Source organism: Methylopila musalis, assembly GCF_042679725.1.
Taxonomy (GTDB): Bacteria; Pseudomonadota; Alphaproteobacteria; order Rhizobiales; family Methylopilaceae; genus Methylopila; species Methylopila musalis.
The window spans coordinates 18,880-30,178 of record NZ_JBHTMX010000020.1 but is presented as its reverse complement, the minus strand read 5'-3'; the positions used below and the strand labels follow the sequence as shown (position 1 = coordinate 30,178).

General features: G+C 68.7%; 9 protein-coding genes. 8 read left to right on the top strand and 1 reads right to left on the bottom strand.

Going from position 1 to position 11,299, the window contains the following annotated elements:
- From ACFQ4O_RS04745 to ACFQ4O_RS04730, 4 genes are all read left to right on the top strand, one after another.
- Positions 1 to 703: FecR family protein (locus tag ACFQ4O_RS04745; RefSeq protein WP_378774503.1), on the top strand; the 703-nt coding region annotated here is incomplete at its 5' end.
- Positions 704 to 832: 129 nt separating this feature from the next.
- A complete protein-coding gene (locus ACFQ4O_RS04740) occupies positions 833 to 3,307 on the top strand; it encodes a TonB-dependent receptor (RefSeq protein ID WP_378774505.1) in 2,475 nt (824 codons plus the stop codon).
- A gap of 62 nt (positions 3,308 to 3,369) precedes the next feature.
- Positions 3,370 to 4,383 (top strand): calcium-binding protein, encoded by a 1,014-nt coding sequence (locus tag ACFQ4O_RS04735; RefSeq protein ID WP_378774502.1) that lies wholly within the window; start codon positions 3,370 to 3,372, stop codon positions 4,381 to 4,383.
- Between the two features lie 104 nt (positions 4,384 to 4,487).
- A complete protein-coding gene (locus ACFQ4O_RS04730) occupies positions 4,488 to 5,084 on the top strand; it encodes a biliverdin-producing heme oxygenase (protein ID WP_378774501.1) in 597 nt (198 codons plus the stop codon).
- 6 nt (positions 5,085 to 5,090) lie between these two features.
- Here the strand turns inward: ACFQ4O_RS04730 and ACFQ4O_RS04725 are convergent, their stop codons facing one another.
- Positions 5,091 to 6,047: a LysR family transcriptional regulator gene (locus tag ACFQ4O_RS04725; RefSeq protein ID WP_378774499.1), complete on the bottom strand. Its 957-nt coding sequence runs from the start codon at positions 6,045 to 6,047 to the stop codon at positions 5,091 to 5,093.
- Between the two features lie 91 nt (positions 6,048 to 6,138).
- Between ACFQ4O_RS04725 and ACFQ4O_RS04720 the strand changes: the two genes are divergently transcribed.
- The 4 genes from ACFQ4O_RS04720 to ACFQ4O_RS04705 are packed head-to-tail and all read left to right on the top strand — an operon-like array spanning position 6,139 to position 11,248.
- Positions 6,139 to 7,398 (top strand): sarcosine oxidase subunit beta family protein, encoded by a 1,260-nt coding sequence (locus ACFQ4O_RS04720; protein WP_378774498.1) that lies wholly within the window; start codon positions 6,139 to 6,141, stop codon positions 7,396 to 7,398.
- A gap of 13 nt (positions 7,399 to 7,411) precedes the next feature.
- On the top strand, positions 7,412 to 7,696 hold the full coding sequence (locus ACFQ4O_RS04715; protein WP_378774497.1) for a sarcosine oxidase subunit delta: 285 nt from the start codon (positions 7,412 to 7,414) through the stop codon (positions 7,694 to 7,696).
- Positions 7,696 to 10,677: a sarcosine oxidase subunit alpha family protein gene (locus ACFQ4O_RS04710; protein WP_378774496.1), complete on the top strand. Its 2,982-nt coding sequence runs from the start codon at positions 7,696 to 7,698 to the stop codon at positions 10,675 to 10,677. Before ACFQ4O_RS04715 ends, ACFQ4O_RS04710 begins: the two co-directional genes overlap by 1 nt.
- Positions 10,670 to 11,248: a sarcosine oxidase subunit gamma gene (locus tag ACFQ4O_RS04705; RefSeq protein ID WP_378774495.1), complete on the top strand. Its 579-nt coding sequence runs from the start codon at positions 10,670 to 10,672 to the stop codon at positions 11,246 to 11,248. Before ACFQ4O_RS04710 ends, ACFQ4O_RS04705 begins: the two co-directional genes overlap by 8 nt.
- The last annotated feature ends 51 nt before the right edge of the window (positions 11,249 to 11,299 follow it).

The window sequence follows — 11,299 nt, the reverse complement described above, 5'->3', positions numbered from 1 at the left end:
GCCGATTCAGATCGGCGGCATGGCGCTGGCGGCGGCGCTGGTCGCGGCCGTGTTCGCGCCCGGCCTGATCGCGGATTTCGGAGCCGACATGGTGACCGGCCGAGGCGAGACCGCCGAGCGCCGGCTGCCGGACGGCTCCACGGTGCGCGTCGCCGCCGACACCGCCCTCGACATCGACTTCACCGCGGGCGCCCGAACGGTGGCGGTGCGGCGGGGCGAGGCCTTCTTCGACGTGATCCCCGATCCCGACCGGCCGTTCCTGGTGGACGGCGGCGCGGCCCGCGTGCGGGTGACCGGCACCGCCTTCAACGTGGAGCGGTCGGAGGCGGAAGCCAGCGTCGTGGTGGCGCGCGGGTCCGTCGAGGTGAGCCTGCCCGACGGCTCGGCGACTGAGACGCTGACGCCCGGCGAGAAGGTGCGCGCGCAAGGCGGCGGGCTCGGCCCGGCCGAGACGGTCGATCTCGACATGGAGCTCGGCTGGATGTCCGGCCGGATCGCCTTCAACCAGCAGCCGCTGGGCGAGGTGGTGGCCGCGCTGCAGCGCCAGACCGACGCCCGCATCGCCCTGCGCGGCGGCCTGTCGGACCGGCTGGTCTCGGGCTCGTTCCCGCTGAACGACGTGGACGCCAATCTCGACGCCCTCGCCGCCGCCACCGGCGCCCGCGTGCTCCACGTCACGCCCTGGCTGCGCGTGGTGTACTGACCTCCCGTCCGAACTTTTTTCGTGCCCGCCGGTTCGCCCCGCGCCGCGCCGCTCGTTCCTGACCATGACGGCCTCGGTAAGCGGGCCGGTGGACAGTGTGCGTCAGGGCGTGGAATGCGGAACAGGACGGTGAACACGGCGGCGGGATGGCGCTTCGGGGCGCGGCTGACGGCGTCGGTCGCCTTCGGCGCCCTGAGCCTCGCAGCCGCCGGCGCCGCATGGGCCCAGTCCGCGCAGGAGACGCACCGCTTCGCGATTCCCTCGAAGCCGCTCGCCGCCGCCATCGCTGAGATCGGCGCGGTCAGCGGCTGGCGCGTGGCCTACACGGCGCCCCTGCCCGCCGGCGCCCGCAGCCCCGCGCTTCAGGGCGTCTACACCGTGCCGCAGGCGCTGTCGCTCGCCCTTGCCGGAACCGACCTTCAGGGCCGGGTGACGGGCGAGCGCTCCATCACGCTGACGGCGCCCTCCGCATCCTCCGCCGGCACGACCGGAGCCCTCGGCGAGGCCGAACCCGGCGCCGAGGCGCTGGAGCCGATCGAGGTGACGGCCGGCTGGGGCGACGGGCGGGTGAGCGGCCCCGGCTGGCAGGGCGCCCCCGACCGCATCTACGAGACCCCGTCGAGCACGGCCTATGTGGGCCGCGCCGCCATGGACGAGCGCGGCGGCGCCCGCAACGCCGCCGACATGCTGCGCGGCGTCTCCGGCGTGAACGCGGTGGTCGATCGCCAAAACCCCGGCGTCAACGTCAACATCCGTGGCCTGCAGGATCAGGGCCGGGTCAACATGACGATCGACGGCGCCCGGCAGAATTTCCAGCAGGCGGGGCACGGATCGACCGCGTTCGCCTTTGTTGATCCCGAGTTGCTCTCCGCCGTCGAGGTGGAGAAGGGCCCGACCTCCACCGCCGGCGGCGCGGGCGTCATCGGCGGCGTGGTGACGTTCCGCACGCTGGACGCCGCCGACCTCATCGTCGGCGACAAGGATTACGGCGTCCGCCTGAACGGCACGACCGGGACGAACGCGTTCGATTTCAACGGCTCCGCCGCGTTCGGCGCCAAAGTGGGCGAAGGCGCGGAGGTGGTCGCCGCGGTCGGTCGCAAGAAGCTCGGGGAGTACGACGCCGGCCGCAAGGGCCGCGCCCTCACCCCGAAAAGCGCCTCCGACACGCAGCCGATCAGCGACTACGTCACCCAGGACCAGTGGTCGTGGTTGACGAAAGTGACCCTGCCGTTGACGGACGATCAGAAGCTGACGCTCAGCTATATCGGAATGAAAACGGACTTCACCACAGGTTCGGGACAGTATATCGACACCAACGACATAACGAACCACACCGCGACCGCAGATTACCGCTGGACGCCCGGCGGCCCGTGGATCGACCTCAACGCCAAAGCGTATTTCACGAGAACCGAGAACAGCCAGTTCCGGCCGCGAGAAACGGCGGAGAAAACTGTCGATGTGGACTACGCCATCAACACCTTCGGCGGCTCTCTGCAAAATGTGTCACGCTTTGACACCGCAGGTCTTGCGTTTGCCGCCACGTACGGCGTCGAATACTTCTTTGACAAGACCGATACGGTCGCGACCGCCGGTGCTCCGCGCTCTCTGACAAACGCCGAATTCGCAGGTCCCACCCCCGCCGGCGAACGGGGCGTGGGCGGCGGATTCGCGCAACTCGAAGTCAAACGCGGCGACTGGCTCCAGATCATCGGCGGTCTTCGCTACGACCGCTATGATCTCAAGGGCGACAGCGATGTCGTTTATGGTCGAGACACAATCGTTCCAGTTCACATCGATCGCGGCGAAGGCCGGGTGTCTCCCACCGCCACGGTCGCCGTGACGCCCGTGAAAGGCTTGCAAATCTATGGGTCCTACGAGCAGGGCTTCCGTCCGCCGAACCTGATGGAGACGCTGCTCGGCGGCCAGCACATTGACAGCGTTTTCCTGTTTGCGCCCAACGCTCATCTTAAGCCGGAGGTCGCGGAGACCTATGAAGCGGGCGTAAATCTGTCGCTCAACGATGTGCTGCGCGACGGCGACGCTTTACGTGGAAAGGCGTCGATCTATTCGACGGAGGTCGACAATTTCATCACCCAGGCGATCGGTTTCTATGGGGACCGCTACCGGGTCATGAACGTCAATCTCTCCCAAACCACCAAGCTCAAGGGCCTCGATTTCGAGGCCAGTTACGACGCCGGCTCGTTCTATCTGGGCGGCGCGGCGTCGCTGATCGACGGAAAATACATCAACGATTACAAGGATGCGCCGCCGTTCGAGAACAGGCTGTGGGCGCTCTATCTCGCGCCGAAGCGGAAGGTGACGCTGGACGGCGGCGTGCGGCTGTTCGACCGCAGCCTCACCGTCGGCGCGAGTCTCACACATGTGAAGCCGGACCAGATTCAGGGCGCCGCCAACCAGTCCTCGGCGATCTACCGACAGTACAATATCGTGGATGTCTACGCATCCTACAATATAAACGAGAATTTCACCGTTCGCGCCTCCGTCGAGAACCTGATGGACCGCGCCTATGTCGACGCCATGGCGTCGCAGCTCACCGCCTCCCCGGGACGCACCGCGACGCTCGGCGTCTCGGCCCGGTTCTGAAGACGATCCAAGGCCCTTTTTATAAAGCCTCGCGCTGACGAGGCGCAGCAGGAGACCGACCCATGGCCATCACCATCAAGCTGAACACCGCCTCCGGCGTGAACTTCGCCTCCTACCTCGCCGATTTCGACGCGAACTTTGTGCGGAACGGCCGCGGTTTCTTCAGCGACAACCCGTTTGATCTGTCCGGCGACGAATACGCCATCTCCTCCAGCGACGACACCTCGCTGCCGATCGCGGACGGCAAGGCGTTCATCGTGGAGTCCGGTCCTGACGGGGACTTCAGCTACAACATGAGCAGCCACACGCTGGACGGCACTCTGGACGCCGTCGAATTCGGCACGGGCCTGACCTATTCGTCCGCCACCGACAACTTCACCACATCTTCCGACGTGCGCATCTCCGGACTTGATCTTGAGGGTTCCGGCGCCGGCAACGAGGTGTTTTCCTTCATCAACGAGCTGATGAACGGCGACGTCGCCACGCTCAAGTCTCTCATCGCCGCCGGCCCGGTTTCGGTTACAGGTTCCGCAGGATCTGACACCTTCGGCGGCGGCGCCTATGCAGATACGATCAATGGCGGCGCAGGGAACGACACGCTTGGCGGCGGCGGCGGAAACGACAAAATCTTCGGCGGTTCTGGTAACGACCGGATTTACGGCGACGCCGGCAATGATGTTCTTAGTGGCGGCAAGGGCAACGACACCATCAACGGCGGCGCGGGAAATGACGTTCTGGAAGGTAACGCCGGCAACGACATTCTGATCGGCGGCGCTGGCAACGACCGTCTGTACGGGGGAGCCGGCAATGATCGCCTGAGCGGCGGTGCCGGCAACGATACGTTTTACTTCGGCGCAGCGTCTGGCCACGACACCATTACGGACTTCGCCGCTGGCGCTGCGATCGGCGATGTGATCCAGTTCGTCGGAACATCGATCGACAGCTTCGCAGATGTTCTCGCCGCCACCAACGACGTCGGCGGCAACGCCGTCATCACCATCAACGCGAACACCTCGATCACGCTTCTCGGCGTGACGGAAGCCTCGCTGCATGCGAACGATTTCCTGTTCGCGTGATTGAAGCTTAGTCGGCAATTCTGACCGACGATCAGATCGCCATCCGCCGCCGACGCCCTCTCGCGCCGGCGGCGCCTCCGTGTCCAGAACGAAGAGAACGCCCAATGGCCGATGACGCCGCCCTGCTCGATCGCCCCACCGAGACCCGCGTGCAGGCGCTTCGCCGCGCCACCCACGAGGCCCACGAGGCGCTCGACGGCCGCATCATGTCCGCCCGCCCCTTCGCCAGCCGCGAGGCTTACGCCCGCTTTCTGACGGTGCAGCGCGCGTTCCACGCCGACATCAATCGGCTCTACGCCGATCCCGCCCTTCAGGCGCTCATCCCGGACCTCGCCCAGCGCCCTCGCCTCGCCGAAGTGGAGCAGGACCTGAAGGACGTCGGGGCCGCGCCGTTCGACCTTCCGGCCGCGCAGGAGACGCCGGGAGACCTGCCGTCGTCGCTGGGCTGGCTCTATGTGGCCGAAGGCTCAAGCCTCGGCGCGGCTTTTCTGCTGAAGGAAGCCGCGAAACTCGGTCTGAGTGAGGAGTTCGGCGCCCGCCATCTCGCTGGCGCGCCGGAAGGCCGTGGGCTGCACTGGAAGCGCTTCACCCAGGCGGTGGACGCCATCGAACTCACGCCGGAGGAGGACGCCCGCGCCGTCGCCGGCGCCGAAGCTGCGTTTCGCCGCGTCCGGGCGCTGGTGGAAGCCGCCTTCGCCTGACGGCGGTCAGGCCACCTGGACGAAACCGGCGAGATCCGGCGCGTCGTCGAGACGCGCCGCGAGCCGTTTACGGCTGAGACGGGCCAGTTCGCCCGGCAGGCGGCCGAGCTCGTGGTCGTAGGCGACCAACGTTAGCCGACGTGAGAACTCGGGTCCCGGCAGCGCCGACACCGCGAAACTGCCCGCCGGCGCGTTCGCCTCGATCACGCACAGCGGCGTGACGATGGCGAAGCGCCCCCCTTCCGCGACCGCCGCGATCAGCCCCTGCGGCGTGTCGAAGGAGAGCCGCCTACGCGGCTCCACCCCGATCCGGCGCAGGTGTCGCTCGATCTCGACCCCCGTGGACGAGCGGGCGCTGAAGCGCACAAACTCCAGTCGACCAGCCAAGACCTTCAGCGCGGCGACATCGGGCACGGGGCCTGCGTCCGGCGGCGTCATCAACACATAGGCTTCGCTCACCACCGGCCACCGCTCGAGTCCGCCGATCTCGCCGAGATCGTCGACGCCGATCATCACGTCGAGATTGCGCGACAGCAGCGCGCTGGCGTGGGAGGCGGTCAGGCCGGACAGGATCGCCGCCTCGTCGGCCCGCGCCGACAGCGCGTCGGCGAGCGCGGGACCGAGCGTGCGCGACAGCGAATCCACCAGCCCCAGCCGCACCAGCGGAAACCGCCCGCGCCCAACCTCCCTCAGCATGGGCGCGATCTGGCGCGCCTCGGAGACGAGCGCGCTCGCGCGCTGGCGGAGCAGCGCGCCGGCGGGCGTCAGACCGATCGGACGGATCGAACGGTCGAACAGCGCCGCGCCAACCCGCGACTCCAGTTCGGCCACCGCCAGCGACACCGCCGGCTGGGTCAGGCCAAGCCGGCGCGCCGCCGCCGCCATCGCGCCGGCGTCGCAGACGGCGAGAAAGATCGAGAGCTGGCGAAGATCAAAGGGGAGATCGTCGGCGCGGGGCTGCATCAGGCTACTATAAGCGCGATTTATATCTCATGCGACGGCTGCGGCTCGCATAATCCTCACGTCGGTTCCCGGACGCGGATTCTGAAAGCCCATGTCGAGCCAGCGCTACTCTCTCTTCTCCGTCCTGCGCGAGTCCTTGCGCGGGCACACAGGCTGGAAGCCCGCGTGGCGCGAGCCGGATCCCAAAGCCTCCTACGACGTGATCATCGTCGGCGGCGGCGGCCATGGCCTCGCCACCGCACATTATCTCGCCCGGGTCCACGGCGTCACCAATGTGGCGGTGATCGAGAAGGGCTGGATCGGCGGCGGCAACGTGGGCCGTAACACCACCATCGTCCGCTCGAACTACATGCTGCCCGGCAACATCCCGTTCTACGAACACGCGATGAAGCTGTGGGAGGAGCTGGAGCAGGACCTCAATTACAACGCCATGATGAGCCAGCGCGGCATCATCAACCTGTTCCATTCCGACGGCCAGCGCGACGCCTACGCCCGGCGCGGCAACGCCATGCGGCTGCACGGGGTGGACTCCGAACTGCTCGACGTGGACCAGCTCAAGCCGATCCTGCCGATGCTGGACTTCGACAACGCCCGCTTCCCCGTGAAGGGCGGCCTGCGGCAGGCGCGCGCTGGCACCGCCCGCCACGACGCCGTGGCCTGGGGCTACGCCCGCGCAGCGGACGGGCGCGGGGTGGACATCATCCAGAACTGCGAGGTGAAGGGCTTCCGCATCGAGAACGGCCAGGTCTCGGGCGTCGAGACCAGCCGCGGCTTTATCGGCGCCAAGAAAGTTGGCGTTGCGGTGGCGGGCAACTCGTCCCGCGTCGCGGCCATGGCTGGGATGCGCCTGCCGATCGAGAGCCATGTGCTGCAGGCTTTCGTGTCGGAGGGCGTAAAGCCGTTCATCGACACAGTCTGTACCTTCGGCGCCGGCCATTTCTATATTTCCCAGTCCGACAAGGGCGGTCTGGTCTTCGGCGGCGACATCGACGGCTACAACTCCTACGCCCAACGCGGCAACCTGCCGACCATCGAGGACGTGTGCGAGGGCGGCATGGCGCTGATGCCGTCGATCTGCCGGGTCAAGCTCCTGCGCCACTGGGGCGGCATCATGGACATGTCCATGGACGGCTCCCCCATCATCGACCGCACGCCGGTGGACGGCCTCTTCCTCAACGCCGGCTGGTGCTACGGCGGCTTCAAGGCCACCCCGGCCTCGGGCTGGTGCTTCGCCCATCTGATCGCCACCGGCGAGCCCCATCCGGTGGCCGCGGCCTACCGGCTGGACCGGTTCGCGACCGGCCGTCTCATCGATGAAAAGGGCGTCGGCGCCCAGCCCAACCTGCACTGAAGGCGGACACCCCATGCGCATCGCCTGCCCCTATTGCGGCCTCCGCGGCGTTGACGAGTTCTCCTATCTCGGCGACGCGACCCTGAAGCGCCCGGACCCGGCCGCCGCGAACGCCGACGTCGCGTTCCACGACTACGTCTACCTGCGCGACAACCCCGCCGGCCCGCACCGCGAGCTGTGGCAGCACGCCAGCGGCTGCCAGTCCTGGCTGGTGGTGACGCGCGACACCCGCACCCATGAGATTCTCGCGGTCGAATACGCCCGCGACGCCGCCATCGCCTCCGCCGGAGCCGAGTGATGTCCCAGTCCCATCGCCTGCCCACGGGCGGCCTCATCGACCGCGCGCGGCCGCTGACCTTCAGCTTCGACGGCCGCTCCTATTCGGGCCATCCCGGCGACACCCTCGCCTCCGCGCTGGTGGCGAACGGCGTGAAGCTCGTCGGCCGCTCGTTCAAGTATCACCGTCCCCGCGGCCTGCTCTCGGCCGGCTCCGAGGAGCCGAACGCGCTGGTGGAGCTTCGCACCGGCGCCCGGCGCGAGCCGAACGTGAAGGCGACGGTCGCTGAGCTCTATCAGGGTCTCGAGGCCAGCAGCCAGAACCGCTGGCCGTCGCTCGCCTTCGACCTGCTGTCGGTGAACCAGCTCGCGTCGCCGGTGTTCGTGGCGGGCTTCTACTACAAGACCTTCATGTGGCCGGCGGCGCTGTGGGAAAAGCTGTACGAGCCGATGATCCGTCGCGCCGCGGGCCTCGGCCGGGTGGCGGAGGCGGCCGACCCGGACACGTATGAGAAGGCGACGCTGCATTGCGACGTGCTGGTGATCGGCTCCGGTCCCGCCGGCCTCGCCGCCGCCCTCGCCGCCGGCCGCTCGGGCGCCCGCGTGGTGCTGGCGGAGGAGGATTTCGCCTTCGGCGGCCGGCTGATCGCAGAACGGCGTGAAGTGGCCGGCGTGGCCTCCGCCGCCTGGGCGGCGCAGGCGGAAGCCGAACTCGCCAGCCTGCCCGAAGTCACCCTGCTGCGGCGGACCACCGTGTTCGGGGCCTATGACGGCGGCGCCTTCGGCGCGCTGGAGCGGGTGTCGGACCATGTGGCGGTTCCCGGCCCTCACCAGCCGCGCCAGCGTCTGTGGCGCATCGTGGCGAAGCGCACTGTGCTCGCGGCCGGCGCGTTGGAGCGCCCGCTTGCGTTCGGCGGCAACGACACGCCGGGCGTGATGATGGCCGGCGCAGTGCGCACCTATCTCAACCGCTTCGGCGCTGCGCCCGGCAAGCGCGCGGTGGTTTACGCCAACAACGACGATGCTGCGCGCACGGTCTCCGATCTCGCCGCGACCGGCGCGCAGGTGGTCGCCGTCATCGACGCCCGAGGAGACGCTCCGGCGTTGGCGGAGGCGGCCCGGGCCACGGGCGCGCTGCTGGTGTCCGGTGGGTCGATCGTCCGCGTCCACGGCCGGCATGGCGTCAAGGGCTGCGAGATCGAAAGCGCCCGCGGCGGCTCCTTCAGCGTGGATTGCGACCTGATCGCGGTGTCCGGCGGCTGGAACCCGACGATCCATCTCACCAGCCATCAAGGCGGCCGGCCTGGCTGGCGGGACGATCTCGCGGCCTTCGTGCCGGGAACGCCGCCGGCGGGCATGGCGGTGGCCGGCGCGGCGGCGGGCGCATTCTCCCTGAGCGACGCTCTCGCCGCTGGCGGGCGCGCGGGCGCGGACGCAGCGGAAGTCTGCGGATTCACGGCTGCAGCCTTCGAGGCGCCTACGAGCGATGGCGAGCGCGGTCAGGTCCACGGCGCGGGCCCGTGGAAGCCCGTGTCCACCAAGGCCAAGGCCTTCGTCGATCTCCAGAACGACGTCACCGTGAAGGACGTGGAGCTCGCCGCCCGCGAGGGCTTCCGCTCCGTGGAGCATCTGAAGCGCTACACCACGCTTGGCATGGCGACCGATCAGGGCAAGACCGCCAATGTGGTCGGCCTCGCGGTGATGGCGGAGATCACCGGCCGCTCGATCCCTGACACGGGCGTGACGCTGACGCGGCCGCCGTTCTCGCCGGTCTCGATCGGCGCGCTCGGCGGCGCGCACCGGCACAAGGAGTTCCGCCCCACCCGCCTGCCGCCCTCGCACTTCTGGGCCGAGGAGCAAGGCGCCGTGTTCGTGGAGACCGGCCAGTGGATGCGCGCGGCCTATTTCCCGCGCCCCGGCGAGAAGGACTGGCTGGAGACCACCATCCGCGAGGTGGAGACGGTGCGCTCCAAGGTCGGCGTCTACGACGCCTCCACGCTCGGCAAGATCGACGTTCAGGGCAAGGACGCCGGCGCCTTCCTCGACCGGGTCTACATCAACACCTTCTCGACCATGCCGGTGGGCAAGGCCCGCTACGGCCTGATGCTGCGGGAGGACGGTCTCGCCATGGATGACGGCACCGTCGCCCGCTTCGCCGAGGACCGCTATTACGTCACCACCTCCACCGCCCATGCGGCGAGCGTGATGCGGCATCTGGAATATTGCCGGCAGCATCTATGGCCGGAGCTCGACGTGCACCTGTCGTCGATCACCGACGCCTGGGCCAAGTTCGCAATCGCCGGCCCCCGCTCCCGCGACGTGTTGACCGCGCTTGCGGACGAGGGCCACGACGTGACCGACGTCGGCCTGCCCTATCTCGGCGTGAAGGAGCTGACGGTGTGCGGCGGAACACCCGCCCGCGCGTTCCGGCTGTCCTTCTCCGGCGAGATGGCGTTCGAGCTCGCGGTTCCGGCCCGCTACGGCGACGCGCTGATCCGCGCCATTATCAAGGCTGGCGAGCCGTTCGGCATCTGTCCCTATGGCGCGGAAGCGCTCGCCGTCATGCGCATCGAGAAGGGGCATGCGGCCGCGGCCGAGCTGAACGGCCAGACCACCGCGGCCGATCTCGGGCTCGGCGGCATGATGTCCAAGAAGAAGGACTGCATCGGCGCGGTCATGAGCCGGCGCGAGGGTATCGCCGATCCGAACCGCCCGCGCCTCACCGGCTTCAAGCCGGTGAACCATGCGCAGCGGCTGCGCGGCGGCGCGCACTTCCTCCCGAAGGAGGCGGCTGCGACCGCTGAGAACGACCAGGGCTACATGACCTCGGTCGCCTATTCGCCCTCCAACGGTCACTGGGTCGGCCTTGGCTTCCTGGTCCGTGGCCATGAGCGGCACGGCGAGATCGTGCGCGCCTACGATCCGGTGCGGGGCGAGGACGTCGAAGTGGAAGTCTGCGCCCCCGTCTTCGTCGATCCCGAAGGAGTTCGCGTCCGTGGCTGAGCCCATCGTCGCCCGTTCGGCCCTCCGGCCGCATGTCGCCCCCCTCGCCTCGCCGGCCGGCGCCTCCGGCGTGACGCTGGTGGAGGTGGAGAACATGTCGCTGGCGGCGCTCGCCGCCTTCAAGGGCCGAGAGGCCGAGCTTACGGACGCTGTCCGCGCCGCCTTCGGCGTGGAGCTCGCAGACGGTCCGAAGCGGGTCACGGCGAACGGCGTGTCGTTCCTCGGCACGGGCCCCGGCAAATGGCTCGCCATCGGCCCGGCGGGAACGGACTTCTCCACCCTCCCGGCCGCGGTCACCGACCAGTCCGACGGGCGCTCGGTGTTCCGGCTCTCCGGTCCCAAGGCGCGCGAGACGCTCGCCACACTGGTCCAGATCGACCTGCATCCGCGGGCTTTCGGCCCCGGCGCGGCGGCTGCGACCCATGCGGCGTCGATCGCGGTGCAGGTGTCGCAGATCGACGACGCGCCGACCTATGAGATCGTCTGCTTCCGCACCTTCGCCGCCACCCTGTGGCGCTGGATTCTGGAAGCCGGTCTGTCCCGCGAGATCAGCGCGCGTCACGCGGGCTGAGAGGCGTCATCGCCCTCATGCCCATGGTTCATGGGCATGAGGGCGGCGCAG

Bases quoted from the DNA above. Each gene is read 5' to 3' on its own strand.
- ACFQ4O_RS04735 (WP_378774502.1), top strand. From the start codon at position 3,370: ATGGCCATCACCATCAAGCTGAACACCGCCTCCGGCGTGAACTTCGCC.
- ACFQ4O_RS04730 (WP_378774501.1), top strand. From the start codon at position 4,488: ATGGCCGATGACGCCGCCCTGCTCGATCGCCCCACCGAGACCCGCGTG.
- ACFQ4O_RS04725 (WP_378774499.1), bottom strand. From the start codon at position 6,047: ATGCAGCCCCGCGCCGACGATCTCCCCTTTGATCTTCGCCAGCTCTCG.
- ACFQ4O_RS04720 (WP_378774498.1), top strand. From the start codon at position 6,139: ATGTCGAGCCAGCGCTACTCTCTCTTCTCCGTCCTGCGCGAGTCCTTG.
- ACFQ4O_RS04715 (WP_378774497.1), top strand. From the start codon at position 7,412: ATGCGCATCGCCTGCCCCTATTGCGGCCTCCGCGGCGTTGACGAGTTC.
- ACFQ4O_RS04710 (WP_378774496.1), top strand. From the start codon at position 7,696: ATGTCCCAGTCCCATCGCCTGCCCACGGGCGGCCTCATCGACCGCGCG.